Annotated in this window: 16 protein-coding genes; 5 read left to right on the top strand and 11 right to left on the bottom strand. The window is 69.4% G+C overall.

Annotated features, from left to right (window positions below):
• The first annotated feature begins 38 nt into the window (after positions 1-38).
• Positions 39-671 carry an MlaC/ttg2D family ABC transporter substrate-binding protein gene (locus JTE92_RS10500; protein ID WP_063237310.1) on the top strand — a complete coding sequence of 211 codons (633 nt, stop codon included), beginning with the start codon at positions 39-41 and terminating at the stop codon, positions 669-671.
• A gap of 82 nt (positions 672-753) precedes the next feature.
• Here JTE92_RS10500 and hpnH read toward each other — a convergent pair whose 3' ends face one another.
• On the bottom strand, positions 754-1,926 hold the full coding sequence (gene hpnH / locus JTE92_RS10495; protein ID WP_063237309.1) for an adenosyl-hopene transferase HpnH: 1,173 nt from the start codon (positions 1,924-1,926) through the stop codon (positions 754-756).
• A gap of 21 nt (positions 1,927-1,947) precedes the next feature.
• Complete coding sequence (gene ispH, locus JTE92_RS10490) at positions 1,948-2,997, bottom strand: 4-hydroxy-3-methylbut-2-enyl diphosphate reductase (RefSeq protein ID WP_063237308.1); 1,050 nt, start codon at positions 2,995-2,997, stop codon at positions 1,948-1,950.
• A 233-nt stretch (positions 2,998-3,230) separates the two neighbouring features.
• On the opposite strand from ispH, the gene hpnA reads away from it, so the two are divergent.
• Positions 3,231-4,235, top strand: coding sequence for a hopanoid-associated sugar epimerase (gene hpnA / locus JTE92_RS10485; protein WP_063237307.1), 1,005 nt, complete (start codon positions 3,231-3,233; stop codon positions 4,233-4,235).
• A 43-nt stretch (positions 4,236-4,278) separates the two neighbouring features.
• On the opposite strand, the gene JTE92_RS10480 is transcribed toward hpnA, so the two are convergent.
• On the bottom strand, positions 4,279-5,427 hold the full coding sequence (locus JTE92_RS10480; protein WP_063237306.1) for a glycosyltransferase: 1,149 nt from the start codon (positions 5,425-5,427) through the stop codon (positions 4,279-4,281).
• 261 nt (positions 5,428-5,688) lie between these two features.
• Positions 5,689-8,337, bottom strand: coding sequence for a penicillin-binding protein 1A (locus JTE92_RS10475; protein WP_063237305.1), 2,649 nt, complete (start codon positions 8,335-8,337; stop codon positions 5,689-5,691).
• Between the two features lie 319 nt (positions 8,338-8,656).
• Here JTE92_RS10475 and JTE92_RS10470 point away from each other — a divergent pair, with 319 nt between their 5' ends.
• Positions 8,657-9,727, top strand: a complete 1,071-nt coding sequence (locus JTE92_RS10470; protein ID WP_063237304.1) for a porin — start codon at positions 8,657-8,659, stop codon at positions 9,725-9,727.
• A gap of 135 nt (positions 9,728-9,862) precedes the next feature.
• Here JTE92_RS10470 and JTE92_RS10465 read toward each other — a convergent pair whose 3' ends face one another.
• Positions 9,863-10,348 (bottom strand): DM13 domain-containing protein, encoded by a 486-nt coding sequence (locus JTE92_RS10465; RefSeq protein WP_063237303.1) that lies wholly within the window; start codon positions 10,346-10,348, stop codon positions 9,863-9,865.
• Between the two features lie 139 nt (positions 10,349-10,487).
• Between JTE92_RS10465 and JTE92_RS10460 the strand changes: the two genes are divergently transcribed.
• Both JTE92_RS10460 and JTE92_RS10455 read left to right on the top strand, forming a co-directional pair.
• Positions 10,488-10,721 (top strand): hypothetical protein, encoded by a 234-nt coding sequence (locus tag JTE92_RS10460; protein ID WP_063237348.1) that lies wholly within the window; start codon positions 10,488-10,490, stop codon positions 10,719-10,721.
• Positions 10,709-11,518, top strand: a complete 810-nt coding sequence (locus JTE92_RS10455) for a CDP-diacylglycerol diphosphatase (RefSeq protein WP_063237302.1) — start codon at positions 10,709-10,711, stop codon at positions 11,516-11,518. The genes JTE92_RS10460 and JTE92_RS10455 overlap by 13 nt, the downstream gene beginning before the upstream one ends.
• A 21-nt stretch (positions 11,519-11,539) precedes the next feature.
• Here JTE92_RS10455 and JTE92_RS10450 read toward each other — a convergent pair whose 3' ends face one another.
• The 6 genes from JTE92_RS10450 to JTE92_RS10425 all read right to left on the bottom strand — a co-directional run bounded on the left by JTE92_RS10450 (position 11,540) and on the right by JTE92_RS10425 (position 18,978).
• Positions 11,540-13,141: a TAXI family TRAP transporter solute-binding subunit gene (locus JTE92_RS10450; RefSeq protein ID WP_063237301.1), complete on the bottom strand. Its 1,602-nt coding sequence runs from the start codon at positions 13,139-13,141 to the stop codon at positions 11,540-11,542.
• A 1-nt stretch (position 13,142) separates the two neighbouring features.
• Positions 13,143-14,333 carry a sodium/glutamate symporter gene (gene gltS, locus JTE92_RS10445; protein ID WP_063237300.1) on the bottom strand — a complete coding sequence of 397 codons (1,191 nt, stop codon included), beginning with the start codon at positions 14,331-14,333 and terminating at the stop codon, positions 13,143-13,145.
• 385 nt (positions 14,334-14,718) lie between these two features.
• A complete protein-coding gene (locus tag JTE92_RS10440; protein ID WP_063237299.1) occupies positions 14,719-15,885 on the bottom strand; it encodes an ABC transporter permease in 1,167 nt (388 codons plus the stop codon).
• Positions 15,886-15,896: 11 nt separating this feature from the next.
• Entirely contained in the window at positions 15,897-17,051 is a 1,155-nt protein-coding gene (locus JTE92_RS10435; protein ID WP_063237298.1) for an ABC transporter permease, read from the bottom strand.
• Between the two features lie 6 nt (positions 17,052-17,057).
• Positions 17,058-17,750 (bottom strand): ABC transporter ATP-binding protein, encoded by a 693-nt coding sequence (locus JTE92_RS10430; protein ID WP_063237297.1) that lies wholly within the window; start codon positions 17,748-17,750, stop codon positions 17,058-17,060.
• A 10-nt stretch (positions 17,751-17,760) separates the two neighbouring features.
• A complete protein-coding gene (locus JTE92_RS10425; RefSeq protein WP_063237296.1) occupies positions 17,761-18,978 on the bottom strand; it encodes an efflux RND transporter periplasmic adaptor subunit in 1,218 nt (405 codons plus the stop codon).
• Positions 18,979-19,016 lie beyond the last annotated feature (38 nt).

Here is a 19,016-nt window from a genome sequence, read left to right as displayed (position 1 = left end):
CACCCGCGCGGCCACACTGTCCCTCCTGCACGAGAGCCATGAAGAGTTACGGTTTGCTTCCCCTGGTGCCGCTTGCGGCGGTGGTCATGGTCGCAACGGCGCACGCCCAGGCGGTCCAGCCCGCCGCCAGCCCCGAGAAGCTGGTGCAGGCGGCGGTCGAAGGCGTGATCGGCACGATCCAGTCCAACCCCGACACGCGCGCCGGCGACCTCGCCAAGATCACCGCGGTCGTGCGCAAGCAGTTCCTGCCTTATGCCGATTTCCAGCGCACCACGCGGCTGGCGGTCGGCAGCGCCTGGCGCAGCGCGACGCCGGAGCAGCAGAAGCAGCTTTACGAGCAGTTCGAGACGCTGCTGGTGCGCAGCTATGCGGTGTCGCTGGCGCAGCTGCGCGAGCAGAGCGTCAGGTTCCGCTACCAGCCGGCCAAGGCCGGCAGCGGCGCCACCGACGTGGTGGTGCAGACGCGCGTGATCAACAACGCCGACGAGATGCAGATCGACTACCGGCTGCAGCGCACCGCCGCCGGCTGGCGCATCTATGACATCAACATGATGGGCGCGTGGCTGATCGAGGTGTATCGCAAGCAGTTCGCCGATATCGTCGCGCGCGGCGGCGTGGACGGACTGGTTACCTACCTGACCACGCACAACGCCCGGCAGAACGCCGACTAGGCTTTTTGCGCCTCGCGCACGGCGAGGTGGTGTGGATGATGACCGGCTCGCAGGATGGCGGCTGGCATCGCACGATCCCGAATCAGTGCGTGGCGGCGTCCTGGGCCTTGGCCGCCTGCCGGCCCTGACTGGCGGGCGGCTTTGCGCGCCGGATCTCCTCCAGCTTGATCTCGACGTGGCGCGAGAACACATATTCCGCCGGCCGTTGCCGGTCCAGCGCAATGTCCGGCGCCATCGGTCCGCTGGTGCGCACGCCGCGCAGGCTCACGCCCAGCGCCTTGAGCGGGTGAGCGAAGGTGTCCGCCACCGCGGTGGCCTCGTAGCCGCTGTGCACCATGCAGTCGGCGCACTTCTCGTAGTTGCCGGTGCCGTAGGCGTCCCAGTCGGTCTCGTCCATCAGCTCGCGGAAGGTCCTGGCATAGCCCTCGCCGACGAGGTAGCACGGCCGCTGCCAGCCGAACACCGTGCGCGCCGGGTTGCCCCACGGCGTGCAGTGGTAGGTCTGGTTGCCGGCCAGGAAGTCCAGGAACAGCGTCGACTGGCTGAAGGCCCAGTTCTTGCCGGCGCGGCCGCGGCCCAGGATGTCGCGGAACAGCTGCCGGGTCTTGCCGCGGTTCAGGAAATGCTGCTGGTCGGGCGCGCGCTCATAGGCATAGCCCGGCGACACGGTGATGCCGTCCACGCCCAGCGCCTTGACCGAGTCGAAGAACCTGGCCACGCGCTCGGGCTCGGCATCGTTGAACAGCGTGCAGTTGATATTGACGCGGAAGCCGCGTTCCTTGGCCTGCCGGATCGCCGCCACGGCGCGGTCGTAGACGCCTTCCTGGCACACCGAGCGGTCGTGCATCTCGCGGTCGCCGTCCAGGTGCACCGACCAGATGAAATACGGGCTGGGCCGGTACTGGTCCAGCTTCTTCTCCATCAGCAGCGCGTTGGTGCACAGGTAGACAAAGCGGCGCCGGGCGATGATGCCTTGCACGATCTCCGGCATGTCCTTGTGCAGCAGCGGTTCGCCGCCGGCGATCGAGACCACCGGCGCACCGCACTCGTCAACGGCTTCCAGGCATTCCTGCACCGACAGGCGCTGGTTCAGGATCGGATCGGGATAGTCGATCTTGCCGCAGCCCGAGCAGGCCAGGTTGCAGCGGAACAGCGGCTCCAGCATCAGCGCGAGCGGGTAGCGTTTCTGCCGCGACAGGTGCTTGCCGACGATGTAGGCGCCCACGCGGGCGACCTGCAGGAGCGGAATGGCCAAGGCAGGTTCCTCTGGTTGGGTTCAGCCGGCGATATTCTCGTTGGTGCCGGCAGCGGCAGGCGCGGGGTCGGGTTCGGCGCGGGCCTCGGTGCGGGCCTCGGCGCGGGCGGCGGCCTTGCCAGCCTTGCGCGGCGCGGCGGGCGGCCTGACCTCGGCCAACTCGGCGGGCAGGCGGAATTCGGCATGCTCCTCGCGCCCGGCCATGGTGGTGACCTCGACCGGCCCCAGCTTGCGCAACGCGGCGATCACGTCCTCGACCATTTCCTCGGGCGCCGAGGCGCCGGCGGTGATGCCGACCACGCTGGCGTCGCGCACCCAGGCCGGGTCCAGTTCGCTGCCATCGGCGATCAGGTAGCTGGGCACGCCGCTTTCGGTGCCGATCTCGCGCAGGCGGTTGGAGTTGGAGCTGTTGGTCGCGCCGATCACCAGGATGACGTCGGCCAGCTTGCACAGGTCGCGCACGGCGCTCTGGCGGTTTTGCGTGGCGTAGCAGATGTCGCGCGTATCGGGGCCGACCAGGTTGCTGAAGCGGCGGGCCAGCGCGGCGATGATATGGCGGGTGTCGTCAACGCTCAGCGTGGTCTGCGTGACATAGGCCACCGGCGTTTCGGGCGGCAGGTCGAGCTGCTCGACCTCGGCTTCGTTCTGCACCAGGATCACCTTGCCCGGGATCTGGCCCATGGTGCCTTCCACCTCGGGATGGCCGGCATGGCCGATCAGGATCACGGTGCGGCCGCTGGCGGCGTACTGGCGTCCCTGGGTATGGACCTTGATCACCAGCGGGCAGGTGGCATCGATGGCATGCAGCTGGCGCTGGCTGGCATCGGCCACCACCGCACGGGAAACGCCGTGCGCGCTGAAGATGGTCACGGCGCCGGCCGGAACTTCGTCGAGTTCTTCGACAAAACGCGCGCCCTTGTCTTTCAATCCCTCTACTACGTGCTTGTTATGCACAATCTCATGCCGCACGAACACCGGCGCACCGTGCTTGACGAGGGCGCGGTCGACGATCTCGATCGCGCGCACCACGCCGGCACAGAAGCCGCGGGGCTGAGCCAGAATCACCTGCATAGAGTAGACCCCCTGACCCTTTGCAACGGGTTTCAGCAATTGGGATGGCGGGAATTGCGATCCACAAGCCGGCGCCGCACCGGAGATTCATCAGGATCACATTTCCGTCACACGATGGTTACTATATACCCGACACGTGCGCTTTGTCTGGCAGCGCCGCGGCCCGGAGGGCCGGACGGCGCGTGCTGCCGGCAGCCTTTGCGGCGCTTGTGCCTCACCGGGAAAACGGCTTTATGACGAGAAACGATGACGTGCTGGTGACAGGAGCCTCGGGTTTCCTCGGATCGGCGGTCGCGCGGCAGGCGCTGGCGCGGGGGTTCAGCGTGCGCGTGCTGGTACGCCCGCAGAGTCCGCGCACCAACCTGTCCGGCCTGCCGGTGACGGTGGCCGAGGGCGACATGCGCGACGCCGCCGCCGTGGCCGCCGCGCTGCAGGGCGTGCGCTACCTGTTCCACGTTGCCGCCGACTACCGGCTGTGGGCGCCCGATCCGGAGGAGATCGTGCGTACCAACGTCGATGGCACGCTGGCGGTGATGGAGGCCGCGCAGCGCGCCGGCGTCGAGCGCGTGGTCTATACCAGCAGCGTCGCCACGCTGCGCGTCGCCGGCGCGCGGGCGCCGGTGGACGAGACCGCACCGATGCATCCGCACGAGGCCATCGGCGCCTACAAGCGCAGCAAGGTGCTGGCCGAACGCGCGGTCGAAAGGCTGGTGGCCGAGCGCGGCCTGCCGGCGGTGATCGTCAATCCGTCGACGCCGATCGGCCCGCGCGATGTCCGGCCCACGCCCACCGGCCGCATCATCGTCGAGGCGGCGACCGGCAAGATTCCGGCCTTTGTCGAAACCGGGCTGAACCTGGCGCATGTGGACGACGTCGCCGAGGGCCATTTCCTGGCGCTGGAGCGCGGCCGCACCGGCGAGCGCTACATCCTGGGCGGCGACGACGTGATGCTGCAGCAGATGCTGCGCGATATCGCCGAGCTGTGCGGTCGGCGTCCGCCTACCATGCAACTGCCGCGCTGGCCGCTGTATCCGTTGGCGCACGCGGCGGAGGCGGCGGCGCGGGTGACGGGGAAGGAGCCGTTCATCACCGTGGATGGGCTCAATATGTCGCGGTATCGGATGTTCTTTACGTCGGCGAAGGCGCGGCAGCAACTGGGTTATGCGCCGCGCACGTACCGCGAAGGACTGCGCGATGCGCTGGCGTGGTTTCGCGCGCAGGGGTATCTGGCGAAGTGAGTGGCAAGTGAGCGGCAAGTGAGCGGCAAGTGAGCGCTCCGGCTCAGGACCGCGCCGGCGCCTGCGCACGGCCCTTCCACTGCCCGCCGCGCCGCAGCCAGTAGCGGCGCGCCGAGTCGATGGTCGCCCCCAGGTAGAACAGCGCCGTCACCGGCAGCAGCGGCGCCAGCCATGCCGGCTGGCGGTACTCGCGCAGCATCGGCAGGTAGGCAAACGCCATTGCGCCCCATGCCAGCCACGCCGGCCACAGTCGCCAGCCGCCGGCCAAGGCCAGCACCGGCGGCGCCAGGTAGGTCAGCGCCATGCCCGCCACCGCGCCCGCCAGCAGCAGTGGCGAGTAGCGCAGCTGCGTATAGGCGCTGCGCGCGATCATGTCCCACAGGCTGCGCCAGTCGTCATAGGGGCGCAGCGACAGGCTGTCGTCGGCCAGGTCCAGCCGGATCGCGCCGCCAGGCTTGATGCGTGCCGCCAGGCTGCAATCGTCGATCAGCTCGCCGCGGATCGCGGCAAAGCCGCCGATGCGCGCCAGCGCCGGGCGCCGGACCAGCATGCAGCCACCCGCCGCGGCAGCCACGCGCGAGCGCGGGTCGCGCACGCGGGCAAACGGGTAGAGCTTGGCAAAGAAAAACACGAACGCGGGCACGACCAGCCGCTCCCACGCCGATTCGCAGCGCAGCCGCACCATCAGCGAGACCAGGTCGCGCTGCTCGTGCTCGGCGCGCGCCACCAGCGCGGCCAGCACGCCGGGGCCATGCCAGATGTCGGCGTCGGTCAGCCAGACATGGCAGGCGTGCGGGGCGATGCGGTCGGCTTCGGCCAGCCCCTCGGACTGGGCCCAGACCTTGCCGCTCCAGCCGGCCGGCAGCTCGCGCGCGCCGATCACCGACAGCGCCTGCGGGCGCGCGGTGGTCGCGGCGGCGGCGCGGGCGAGATCGGCGGTGCCGTCCTGGCTGTGGTCGTCGACCACCACCAGCGTGAGGTGCCCCGGGTAGCGCTGGCCGAGCACGCCCGCCACCGCGTGTGCGATCACCGCGGATTCATTGCGTGCCGGGATGATGGCGACCACCTCCGGCCATTGCGCCGGCGCCGGGGCGGCGGCCGGCTTGTGCACGCGCCAGAAGCCGGCGCGCAGGCACAGCAGCCCGCACCAGACCGCCAGCGTCAGCCACGACAGCGCCAGCGCGATCTCCATGGCCGACTTCAGCAGGCGGCGCGCCGGCCGGCATTGGCAGCGTTGTGGCGCGGTGCGGCGCAGGTGTCAGGCGTTTCGGACATTCGGCCCCCTTGGCAATGGATTGCCCGGGGCCATTGTAGCGAGGCGCGCTGCCACGCGCACCCCGCGCGCACTCGCGAACGTTCGGGTGCGTTAGCTGACCGGTCCGCGCGAGCGGCTTGCGCGAGAACTGGACCGCGTCAGCACTGCTGGATCGCGCAAGCACTGCCAGTGCCTGCTTTAGCCGGGCGTGACGCTGCTGTGGTTATTGTTTTCCGGCGCCACCGGTGTTGCCGGTGGCATTGGCGCTGCGGGTACGGGTGCGGCAGGTGCAGCCGGCACCGGCCGCCCTGCCGGATATGCAGGCGCGGCAGGCGCGGCAGGCGGATTGGACGCGGTCGGATAAGGCGGCGGGGCAGGCGCTACGGGCGTGACCGGTGCCGGTGCCGGCACTGTATTTGCCTCAAAACCCGGCGGCACCGCCATCACCGTCTCTCCCTGGTCCAGCGCCAGGCTGGACTCTTCCTCGCCACTGCCAGCGCCGGTCACCGGCGCGGAGGCCGACGCCATCGGCGTGCTGGCCGGCGGCTTCACATCCGCCTCGGGCGCCGGCAGCGCCGGACGGCGCGGCGCCGGACGCGGCGCGGTGGCGCCGTTGGCCTTGTCGCTGCCGAACAACTGGGTCCACCAGCCGCGCACCTGCTTGCCGAGCGAGGCGAGCACATGGCTTTCCTCGTACTCGGCAAAGCGTGCGCGACTGTCGATGACACGGCCGCGCAACGCGCGCTGGTAGAAGTCGCCGACCATCGGCAGCGCGCTGCGCGCGCCCTGGCCCCAGTAGTCGCTGCGCAGCGTGACGCGGCTGTCGTTGAAGCCGACCCAGGCACCGGCGACCAGTTCCGGGTGCATCATGATGAACCAGCCGTCGGCGTTGTCCTGCGTGGTGCCGGTCTTGCCGGCCACGTCGGCGCGGATGCCGTAGCGCGAGCGGATGCCGGCGCCGGTGCCGCGGTCGATCACGTCGCGCATCACGTCAAGCAGGGTCTGCGTGGTGGCGTGAGGCAGGGCACGCTCGGCGCGCGCCGGGCGGAATACCTGCAGCACATTGCCGTTGCGGTCTTCGATGCGCGTGACCATGGTGGGCGCGATGTAGTTGCCGGCGTTGGCGATGGTGCCGTAGGCGGCCACCATTTCCTTGAGCGTGACCGGGCTGGTGCCCAGCGCCAGCGACGGCACCTCCTCGAGCCGGCTTTCGCGCACGCCCATCGCGCGCGCCAGCCGCGCCACGCGCGCCGGGCTTACCTGCTGCATCAGCTGCGCGGTGATGGTGTTGCGCGAATAGACCAGCCCGTCGCGCAGGCTCATCGCGCGCCCGGTGGGGCGGCCCTCGTCCGACGGGCGCCAGATCTCGCCGCCGGCCAGCTCGATCTCGACCGGCTGGTCCATCAGCGTGTCGTCGGGCGACTTGCCCTCGTCGAAGGCCGCGCCGTAGACGAAGGGCTTGAAGGTCGAGCCCGGCTGGCGGCGCGCCTGCTGCACGTGGTCGAACGCGTCTTGCGTGTAGTCGCGGCTGCCGACCCAGGCGCGGATCTCGCCGTTGCGCGGATCGATGGCGAGGAAGCCCGCCTGGATGCGTGTCTTCTGCTGGTGCAGCGCGCGCATGAAGGCGCCGTTGGTCAGCAGGTGCTTGATCGCGTCTTCCGGCGGCGTGCCGGCGGCGGTGGCGGCGCGGTATTCCGGCGACTCGCGCACGAAGGCCTGCACCAGCGCGCGGTCCGCGGCCCAGCCCGCGCGCGGCGCCCAGGCTGCGTTGGCGATCGCCTGCAGGCGGTTGCCCTGCTGCGCCACCGCCTGCGTGGCCATGGCCTGCAGGCGCGCGTCGATGGTGGTGCGCACCACCAGGCCGTCGGCGTAGATGTCGTAGCCGTTGCGGTCGGCCCAGCCGATCAGCCACTTGCGCAGCTGCTGCGCGAAATGCGGCGCGGGACCGGGCGGCTCGGTCTGGCGCTCGAAGTCGATGCGCAGCGGACGGCGTTTGAGCTGCTCGTAGCGGGCCGCGTCGAGCTTGCCGCGCTTGACCATCTGCCCCAGCACGATATTGCGCCGGTCCAGCGCGCGCTCGGGGTTCAGCACCGGGTTGTAGTAGCTGTTGCCCTTGAGCATGCCGATCAGCGTGGCGCTCTGCAGCACGTCGAGCGAGCGCGCCGGCTTGTCGAAGTACGTGCGCGCGGCCATCTCGATGCCGAACGCGTTGTACAGGAACGGCACCGTGTTCAGGTAGGTCTCGAGAATCTCGTCCTTGGTGTACAGCGCCTCGATCTTGAACGCGGTGACGGCTTCCTTGAGCTTGCGCGTCAGCGTGGGCGCGCGGCCGATCTCGTCGGGGTAGAGGTTGCGCGCCAGCTGCTGGGTGATGGTCGAGCCGCCCTGGCGGTCGCCCGAGAAGGTATGGACCGCGGCCGAGGCGATGCGGCGCCAGTCGAGCCCGTGGTGCTCATAGAAGCGGTGGTCTTCGGTCGAGATCAGCGCCGCCACCACGTTGGGCGAGATCTGCTTGAGCGGCACCCAGTCGCGGTTGGCCCACTTGAAGACCGCCAGTTCCTTGCCGTCGGCCGACAGCACCTGCGCCGGCTGCTCCGACTTGGCCTTGCGGATGTCGCTGATGCCTGGCGTGAACGGCACCAGCGCCAGCACGTACAGCAGCAGGGCTGCCGGCACGGCGGCCATGCCCACCAGCACGCCGCGGCGCGTGGGGCGCAGCGAGCCCGGCCGGGTCAGGCCCAGGCGCGCGCTACGCGCGCGCAGACTGGACAGGTGGTGGTGCTGGATCGAGGCGGAGAGCGGAGCCTGCAGCGAGGCAAGCCGGGTCTTGATCTCTGCCAGCTTCATGAGGCGAAGCTGTCGAGGCAAAGGCACATGGCGGCACGGGGCACTGGCATTACCGTCGTCGGAAAAGCCTGCATCCTACCAAAACGATCCCGTCGCTTACAGGGAAAACCCCCATTCGGGTGCTATTCGGCACATTGTGCTGCGGACTACTCGTCACAAGGCTTTCATATTGCGCCAGCACAATGCGCCGGCCGCACTTCTGCGGACGTGCGCCGCCCCCGGTGCAGCGCGGGCCAGCCCAGCCCAGGCAGTGGCTGGCCGCCGGCCCCGGTCGGACCGGCGCGGTGTCATGGAATCACCATAAAACAGAGAAATCACAGTGAAGAAAGCTCTCCTTGCAATGACGGCAGCAGTGGCCGCCACGGCGGCATCCGGGGTGGCCTCGGCCCAGTCCGCATCGAACGTAACGCTGTACGGCATCGCCGATGCCGGCCTCGAAGTCATCAGCCACGTGCCCGGCAGCAATGGTGCCCAGGGCACGTCCACGCGCCTGAACTCGGGCAACCTGTCCGGCTCGCGCTGGGGCCTGCGCGGCACCGAAGACCTGGGCGACGGCCTGAAGGGCATCCTCGTGCTGGAAAGCGGTTTCGATATCGATACCGGCACCTCCGGCCAGGGCAACCGCCTGTTCGGCCGCCAGGCCTACGTGGGCCTGCAGGGCGGCTTCGGCGCCGTCACGCTGGGCCGCCAGCAGAACGCGCTGTACGACCTGTTCGGCGCCTTCGACCCGATGGGCGTGGGCCCGCGCTACTCGCTCAACAGCGTCGACTCGGCCTTCAACGGCCGCGCCGACAATGCCATCAAGTACACCGGCAAGTTCGGCGGCCTGACCGCCACCGGCTTCTACAGCTTCGGCCGCGACAACAACGGCGAAGTGCCGGGCGAACCCAAGGTCGCGCGCAACTTCGGCGGCGGGCTGTCGTATGCCGCCGGCGGCTTCTCGGTCGGCGCCGCCTACGACCAGTACCAGGGCGCCACCGTGGCGCTGCAGGACCGCAGCGCCAGGCGCGCCGCGGTGGGCACCGCCTATGCCTTCGGCGGTGCCAAGGTGTTCGCCGGCTACCGCTGGCTGAAGGACGATGGCGTCTCCAGCGCCACCGCCGCCGCGACCCGCAGCAATGTCTACTGGGCTGGTGCGCAGTACCGCTTCACGCCCGCCTTCCTGGTGACCGGCGCCGCCTACTACAACGACACCCGCAACAGCGATGCCGATCCGTGGATGTTCGTGCTGTCGGCGGACTATTCGCTGTCCAAGCGCACCGACGTGTACCTGAACGTGGGCTACGCCAAGAACAAGAACGGCTCGGCCCTGGGCCTGAACGGCGTGGGCACCGTGGTCGCGGGCGAGAACCAGACCGGCGCCACCATCGGCATGCGTCACCGCTTCTGAGCGCAGCCTGCGGATGCCCGCCCGCGATGGCGCTCCGGCGCCGCGCACGGGCGGGCCGTGATGTTCATATCGACACCTTGCCTGTGCGGGGTTCGTTGGGCCGGTTCCTCGATCGGCCCTTTTTTCTTGCACGGCCTAGCGGTAGGCCGCGGCACTGATGAACTGCCCGAACCGCTCGCACCAGATCACCACCGCACGGTGCTGGCCGGGATCGACGCCATCCGGCAGCGCCACGGTGAAATTGCCGAATGTCTTCAACGGTGCAACCTGCACCGCGCGGTCCTTGATGCCGAGGAAAGCCGCCTCGGTGTCGACGAACTCCGGCACCAGGTAGATCCGGTAGTCCGGCCCCGGCGCCACGCTGCCTTCGAAGGCAATGGCGCGGGCCGACACATGCAGCCGTCCGCTGGCCCAGTGCAATGCGTCACTGCCGGCCAGGTCCTTGCGGAAGGCGCCGGAAAAGGCCGCCTGCCGCGCCACCGCCTGTACCTGCCCGGTGCTCGCCCCCGCCTGCTCGGTCAGGATCGGCAGCACATAGATCCCGGCCGCAAAGCCGGTCGCCAGCATGGCGAGGTGCGTCAGCGCGAGGATTGCGATCTTGCGGGGAGACTTGGCCGTCATGTCTGGCTCCGGTTGCGGGCGAGGGGACACCGGTTGGTCGTGGCCGATGCGGCTTCCTGACAGCAAGTTTCAACCGCAGTCATCAAAGCAACCCAGGAATGTGGTTATGATTTCTCGTCTTCATGACGAGAAGCTGCCTATGACACTCCACGTCACGATCCGTACCATCCGTACGGGTGCGCTGCAGACGGCCCGCTACCAGGCCCAGGTCTACCCGACCACCGATGCCGAAGCCCTGCCGCTGCTGGCCACACCCTGGAGCGAACGCGAGGCCGAGGTCTTTCGCGACGCTCAGTTCTGGGCCCAGCGCCACGCCTACATCGTGTCCAACCCGCGGGTGGGGACGTACTACGGCATTCCATGCCGGCGTTGACTCCGGCACGCCGGCGCGGTGCGCTGCCGCTGGCGGCGGCATTGATGCTGGCGGGCTGCACCGCCGAGAACGTGGCCGGCGTCCTGTCCGGTGGGCGCGATGGCCTGTGGCGCAACGTGCAGCAGCGCTGCCTGGCGCCGCCGCAGCCGCAGCATGCCGATTGCGCCAGCGTCGACCGTGCCCGCGGGCTGGTGCTCTACAAGGACGCGATCGGCGTGTCGCACTACCTGGTGATCCCGGTGCGGCCGGTGACGGGCGTGGAGGATCGCAGGGCGTGGGACGGCACCGGTGCCAACGCCTGGGCCTTCGGCTGGGACGAGCGCGGCATCGTCGGACAGGCGCTGGGCAAGCCGGTGCCGGACGACATGCTGGGGCTGGCGGTCAATTCCCGCACCTCGCGCAGCCAGGACCAGCTCCATATCCACCTGGATTGCATCAGTGCCGCGGCGCGCGCCTTCGTCAATGGCGCGAGCGGGCCGATCGGCACCGCATGGACTTCGCTGCGCTTCGATGGCAAGCCGGTGCGGGCCCGGTTTATCCCGGCTGCCGAGCCGGTCTTGACGGCCGACCCTTTCGCGCTGGTCGGAGGCAGGGCTGACGACCCCGGCGCCAGCGCCATCCCGGTGCCGCCGCCTGACCGGGGCATCTTCCTCACCTATGGTCAGGACCGGCAGGGCCGCCCTGGCTTTTTCCTGGTGGACCAGCCGGTCCACGCCGCGGGCGGCAGCAATGGCCATGCGAGCGACTTCCTGGACCGGCGCTGCCGGCTGGCGGCGGAGTTGCCGGCAGCGGGGTAGCGCGGCCGGCAGTTTCGGGGTCTAGCGGACGCCCGGCATGGATGCGGTGGCGGCCGGTGCCGATGCGGGTGCCGATGCGGGTGCCGATGCGGGTGCCTGGGTAGACGGTCCTCCGGACCGCTGCCCGGGCGTGGCCGCCGTGCCCGCCGCCAGGCCGTCCAGCACCTTGGCCGCCGCCAGGTGCTGCGGAATCACCAGCCCTTCGCGCGCGGTGGCCACGTTGATCTGCCCGCCCTGGGCGCTGCCGCGCGCGACCAGGTCGCGGCCATGCCGGTACACCAGCCGCGTCAGGTCGGCCACCTCGGTATCCGACAGGTCCGGGCCGGTCACCAGGATCGCCGCGGTGGCGATGGTGCGCACCGGCTCGCGCAGGCCGGGGTAGGTGCCGGGCGCGATGCTGGCGCGGAAATAGCCCGCCTTCTGCCCGACCATTGCCGCGATCGCGCGCTCGTCCAGCGGCAGCAGCCGCAACGGCAGTTCGCTCAGCGCATCGCGGATGCTGTCGGACGGCACGCCGATCACCTGCATCACGGCATCCACCTGGTTCTGGCGCAGTGCCACCAGCGCCGCGCCCAGGCCTACTTCCTCGACCTTGAAATCGTTCTCGGTCAGTCCGTGCGCGGCCAGCACGCGCAGCACCGTGCCGCGCGAGGCCGCGCCGCGCTCGCCCACCGCGATGCGCTTGCCGCGCAGGTCGGACACCGAGCGCGCCGGATCGCCGTCGCGCACCAGCACATGCACCGGCTCCGGGTACAGGCTGCCGATGGCGCGCAGCGATGCGTGCGGCCCGTCCTCGGCAAAGGCGCCCTTGCCCTCGTAGGCATCGAGCGCGGCATCGCCCTGCGCCATGGCCGCCGAGACCTTGCCGCCGCGCAGCAGGCGCAGGTTCTCTTCGCCGCCTCGGGTCACCAGCGGGATGGCGCGCGCGCGCGCGCCCTCCACCAGCGCGCGCACGAAGCGCAGGTACTGGCCGTGCTCGGCGCCGGCGGCAATGGCATAGCCCTCGTCGACGCGGGCCAGCCGGGCGCGGATATTGGCGTGCGCGGTGGTCAGTTCCTGCTCGATCACCGCGCGCTGCGCCGGAGAGGCGTCCTTCTGGACCGCCTCGACCACCTTGCGCATGGCGTCCAGGATGGCCGCCGGGCCCGTGGGCGCGTTGGTGGCCACGGCCGGCGCCTCGGCCGGGCGATAGCCGGCGGGCTGCACGCTGACCCAGCGCTCGCCGTCGCGCCGGTACAGCGCGGTGCCGTGCGCGCGCAGGATGTCGCCGGCCTTGTTGCCGCCGCTGGTGATCCCGGTGATGCCACGCGGCCCCGCGCCCAGCGCCGAGATCAGGCCGGCCACGCCGGGCGAATCCCATGCGCCGAAGTCATAGTCGCGCAGCAGCTTCAGTTCCGCGTCGAAATACACCACGCGCCGGGTCTCGCCGGCCGGTGCCTTGGTGTCGGACTGCGAGCCGCGCCGGTCGATGCCGACCAGCTGCACGGTGCCGGGCGGCAGCGCCTGCGCCAGGCGATCGTCGAGATCGGCGCGGATGCCGTCGGCGTTCGGGCCGCCGCCGCAGCCGGCCAGCCACAGGCTGGCCAGCAGCGCAAGAAAGAAGGCAAAGCAGGCGCGGCGCATGTCAGCCTCCGATCAGCGGCAAGGCCAGCATCATGGTCAGCACGAACGCGTTCATCAGGTCGACAAAGAACGCGCCGGCCAGCGGCGTGATCAGGTAGCTGGTGGGCGCCGGCCCGTAGCGCGCGGTGATCGCGCGCATATTGGCCATGGCGGTCGCCGTGGAACCCATGTTGAAGCCGATGAACGCGGCCGAGGTGACCGCCGCTTCGTAGTCGCGGCCCATGAAGCGGAAGCAGACGAACACCACGTAGAGGATGATGAACACCACCTGCATCGCGATGATCAGCAGGAACGGGCCGGCCGACAGCGCCACCTCGGCCAGGTCCAGCGCCATCATGGTCATGACCAGGAACAGCGACAGGCAGACGTTGGTGATCAGGTCGGTGGCGCGGTCGTCGAAGCGCAGGCCGATGAACGGCAGCAGGTTGCGGATCGCGATGCCGAGCATCATGCACCACAGGAAGCCGGGGATGGTGATCGGACCCGCCGGCATCTGCGCCGCGATCCAGCGCCCGCCGATCACCGCGGCCAGGATGCCGGCCAGCGCGGCAAGCGCGCCGACCGTGGTGATCGGCGAGAGCGCAGCGGCTTCCTCTTCGGTGTCGCCGGCCTCGCGCGCGGTCGAGCGCAGCTTGTAGCGCGAGATCAGGTACTGCGCCACGGGACCGCCGATGATGCCGCCGACGACCAGGCCGATGGTCGCCACCGTCATCGACAGGTCCATCACCGCCTGCAGGTTGTTGACCTCGGCGAAGCGCTCGGCATAGGCGGCCCCGGTGCCATGGCCGCCCACCAGCGTGATGGAACCGCTCACCAGCCCGAAGATAGGGTGCAGGTCGAGCGCTTTGGCCATGGCCACGCCGACGGTGTTCTGCACCACGATATAGGGCAGCAGGATGATCAGGAAGATCACCAGCGCCTTGCCGCCGCGCTTGAGCATGCGCAGGTCGGCGCCAAGGCCGACGCCGCCGAAGAACATCAGCAGCAGCACAGGCTTCATGCCGGGATCGATGACCACGCGGAAATTTGCCGCCGCCGCTGCCACCGACGCGACGATGGCGAACAGCAGCCCGCCGGTGACGGGGTCGGGGATGTTGTAGCGCGACAGGATGCCGACGCTGCGGTTGACCAGGGTGCCGATCAGCAGCACCACCACGGCGGTCAGCAATGAAGCCAGCAGGTCGAGATTCATCGGGGCGTCCTGGCGGTAAGTCCTGCGGTGGGGCGCCGCTGGCCGTGCCGGTGCGCACTGGCCGCCAGCGGGGTCTGGCGAGAAGCATGCATCACTACGGGTTGTAGACGTACGGGGGGGAGAAGGCAAGGAAAGGATCGGGGGCGCTCGGAAGCCAGAAGCAAAGCCAACGGTGTTGGGTGCACCTAAGCCGCCCGAGCTGGCCTCAGCAAGGTGTTCTCCCCTCATGGGGAGAGGGCCGGGGTGAGGGGTGGTTCAGCGAGGCACCACATCAAGCGGAGCCTATGGTTTTGAAGAGCATAACTTTCGTGGAGGCGCCCGCCCTCACCCCTGGCCCCTCTCCCGCGCGCGGGAGAGGGGAGCAAACCGGCAGCGAGCAAGCCGCTCAACGCGCCCGCAACGCATCCACAATGTTCATCCTCGCCGCCCGCACCGCCGGCAGGAAGCCACCCACCAGCCCCATTCCCATCGCGAACGCCAGCGTCTGCAGCGCGATCGCGGGCGTCAGGATGAAGCGGAACGACAAATCGGCAAACGTCTGGAAATTGGTCGTCGAGAACGATGCGAACTGCATCAGCGCGGCAAACGCGAGCCCGGCCATGCCACCCACCAGTCCGAGCAGTGCCGCCTCGATCAGGAAGGCCACCAGCACGTTGGCACGCTTGAATCCCAGCGCGCGCAGCGTGCCGATCTCGGCCACGCGGTTGGCCACCGACGCGTACATGGTGATCATGGCGCCGATCATTGCCGCAACCGAAAAAATCGTGGACAGCGTAACGCCGAGGATATTGATAAAGCTGGACAGCGCCTTGGACTGGTCGCTGTAGAAGACCTGCTCGCGCTTGGCCTCGTCGGCCAGGCGCGGGTCCACGTCGATATCGGCGCGGAAACGCTCGAACAGCGTGGGATTGGCCAGCCGCACCACCATCGACGAATACGCATTGCGCCGGAACGACTGCATCAGCTGGTCGACATCGCCCCAGATCTCCGAGTCGAAACCGCTGCCGCCGGCGTCGAAGTGGCCCACCACGGTCCACTCGCGCTGGGCGAAGCGCAGGTGTTCGCCGATCTGCACCCCGGCAAAGCCGCCGGCAATGCTGCTGCCGACAATGATTTCAGCCGAGCCCGGACGGAACATGCGCCCCGCCACGAGCCTGACCTGCGGACGCAGCGCCATGCCCAGCGGCGAGATGCCGCGGATCACCACGTTGGAGGGCTGCCCGGTGCTGGACTTGGTCAGCGAGATCAGCACCACCGCCTCGCGCGAGGCCATCGGCTGGCCGGCGCCGGTCATGGCCACCGCGGGGTGCATTTCCAGGATGCTGGCCTGCCCGCGCTCGACGGCGCTCTGGATCTCGGTCTCGGCGCCCTTGCGGATCACCACCACGTTGTCGTGCTCGCCGGTGGTGACCAGCGTCTTCTTCAGGCCGGCATCCAGCATCAGCATGGTGGCGAAGACAAAGACCACCAGCGCCAGCCCGCCCGCGGTCAGCGCCGTGGTCAGCCGCCGGGCCCAAAGATTGCGCGCGATATAGGTGAGGGGGATCGCCATGGCCGGATGCGTCAGCCAATCGCCCGCAGGCCTTCGACGATGCGCACGCGCGCAGCCTGTACCGCCGGCACGATGCCGGCGGCGATGCCGACCGCCAGCGCGCACGCGGCCTGCGCGCGCATCGTTTCCGGCGATACCGTGAACACCGGGAACACGCCGCCGACCGCCTGCTTGAAGGCCGCCGCCATCGGCGGCGTGGCGAGCATGCCGAGCGCGCCGCCCGCCACGCAGATCGCCAGCGACTCGCCGAACACCAGCAGCGCCAGGAAGCCCGGGCCGAAGCCCAGCGCCTTGAGCGTGGCGTATTCCACGGTGCGCTCGCGCGCGCTCATCGCCATCGCATTGGCCATTACCGCCATGATGATCACGATCACCACATAGGACACCACGCGGATCGCCGCGATGATCTGGTTCGACATGGCGACGAAGCCGAGCTGGAAGGCCTGCTCGGTCTCGGTCAGCGTCTCCGCCAGCGAGTTGCGGAACACGGCATCGACATTGCGCGAGATCGCCGCGGTGTTGTCGGGGTTGTCCACGCCCAGCACATAGACCCCGACCTGGTCGGCCTGGCGCGGCGTTTTCTTGCGGATGGTCTCGTTCAGGTATTCCCAGTGGAACACCATCTGCCGCGTGATGATGCTTTCGTCGCGGCCGTCCATGATGCCGCGCACCACGAACTCCCAGGTGCCGGGGTAGATGGTGCCCTTGATCGGGATCACGTCGCCGATCTTGAAGCCGAACTGGTCGGCCAGTTGGCGGCCCACCAGCGCCCCTTTGCGGTCGCGCTGGTACTCGGCGCGCTGCTGTTCGGGAACGATGAATTCCGGGTAAAGATCGAGGTAGTTGTCCGACACCGCGAACTGCGCGAAGAAATTCTTGGGATCGCGATAGACGCCGCCGAACCAGTTGGAACGCGCCACCGTGGTCACGCCGTCGACGCCGCGGATGCGGCCCTCGTAGCTGAGCGGCAGCGGGAACACCAGCGAGATCGCATTGCGCGTCACCAGCCGCGCGCTGGACGCGGCCGAGGCGCCGGCGTACCACGCGTCGATCACGGTCTGCAGCAGCCCGAACGCCAGCACCGCGATCACCAGCCCCAGCACGGTCAGCGCGGTGCGCAGCTTGTGCCGCAGCGCGTTGCGGGTGATCAGCTTGAGCGCGTACATGATGGGTCAGGCCACCTCGCCGCGGATCAGCTCGCCCTTCTCCAGGTGCACCAGCGAGCCCGCCGCGGCCGCGGCATGGGCGTCGTGCGTGACCATGATGATGGTCTTGCCGAGTTCCGCGTTCAGGCGCTGCATCATCGCCAGGATTTCCGCGGCGGAGGTGCGGTCGAGGTCGCCGGTGGGCTCGTCGGCGACGATCAGCGACGGGTCGGTGATCAGCGCCCGCGCGATCGCCACGCGCTGCTGCTGCCCGCCCGACAGCTCGGACGGGTAGTGGCTCATGCGGTCGGCGAGGTTGACCATGTCCAGCACCAGTTCCACGCGCGCACGCCGTTCCGCGCGCGGCAGGCTGGTCAGCATCAGCGGCAGCTCCACGTTCTCGAATGCGGTCAGCACCGGCATCAGGTTGTAGAACTGGAAGATAAAGCCGACGTTGGCCGCGCGCCAGTCGGCCAGCGCGGCTTCGGGCAGCTGCGTGATATCGAGCCCGGCCACCTGCAGCGTGCCGCTGTCGGGGCGGTCGATGCCGGCGATCAGGTTCAGCAGCGTGCTCTTGCCGGAGCCGGACGGTCCCATCAGCGCGACGAAGTCGCCCGCGCCGATATCGAGCGAGATATCGGTCAGCACCGGCACGGTCTGCATGCCGCGCCGGTAGGACTTGGCGACGTGGCTGATCCGGACCAGCGGCGCGGCATTCATGCGCTCACCCTCAAGGCTTGGCCGGCGTGACGCGGTCGCCGTCGCCAAGCTTGTCGCCGGGCGACAGCACCAGCACGTCGCCCGGCTTGACGCCCTGCACCGCGACCAGCTCGCCGAGCTTGTCGCCGGTCTTGACCGGGGTTTCGTGCGCCTTGCCGTCACGGACCACGTAGACCACCGGCCGGCCATCGCGCATGACCACCGCGGCCGGCTGCGCCGCGATGACGGGCTGGCGGTCCTGCGCCGTGGCGGCGCGCGACAGGAAGGCGATCTTCGCGCTCATGTCCGGCAGCACGCGCGCGTCGCGGTCGACGAAGCGCACCTTGACCAGCACCGTGGCCTTGGAGCGGTCCACCGTCGGCACGATGCGCGATACCTGGCCGGCCAGGCGCACGCCGGGCAGGGCATCGAGCAGCAGTTCGCATGGCTGGCCGGGGTGGATCCTGGCGATATTGGATTCGGCGACGTCGGCTTCGACTTCCAGCGTCTCCATGTCGGCAATGGTCACGATCGCGCCCTTGGTATCGGCGGCGGCCGAGAACGGCGTGATGTTGTCGCCGACGTTGGCATGCTTGACCAGCACCACGCCGTCGAACGGCGCGCGCACGACGGTCTGCTCCACGGCAACTTCAGCCGCGCGCGCATTGGCCTGCGCCGAAGCGATCGACGCCTGCGAGCTGCTGACCGAGGCCCTGGCCTTGTGATAGCGTGCGACGTCGGCATCGTACTGGTTGCGCGAGATCGCGTTCGGCACGATCAGGATCTCGGAGCGGCGCAGGTTGACCTCGGCGTCTTTCAGTTCTGCCTGCTGCAGGGCGAGGTTGGCTTGTGCCACCTTCACCTGGGCCTGCGCCTGGGCGAATGAGGCCGACACGTCCTTGCTCTCGAGCCGGGCGATGACCTCGTCCTTCTTCACGCGCGAGCCTTCCAGCACGCCCAGCCATTCGAGCCTCCCCTGCGCCTTGGACGCGACTGCGGCCTTGCGCTGCGGCACGACATAGCCGGTGGCATTGAGCAGCGTGAAATTCTGCGTGGGATAGGCCGAGGTAACCGTTGTGGTCTGCACCGACCGCGGGCCGGCGAGCCTGACGGCGATGCCGAGCACGGCCAGCAGGATCAGCGCGATGCCGGCATAGCGCAGCCACCTGCGCCGGGGACGGACGCGGGCGCCGGGCGCGGCGGTGGCGCTGCGGTCGATTTTCAGCCTGGACAGGTCGTGATCAGCCAATTGCGCGCTTCCTCCGGCAGGCCTGGCGCGAGGGCGGC

This window comes from Cupriavidus oxalaticus, from assembly GCF_016894385.1.
GTDB classification, from domain to species: Bacteria; Pseudomonadota; Gammaproteobacteria; order Burkholderiales; family Burkholderiaceae; genus Cupriavidus; species Cupriavidus oxalaticus.
Note: the sequence above shows the minus strand (reverse complement) of the source record. Positions and strands in the feature narration are given on the sequence as shown.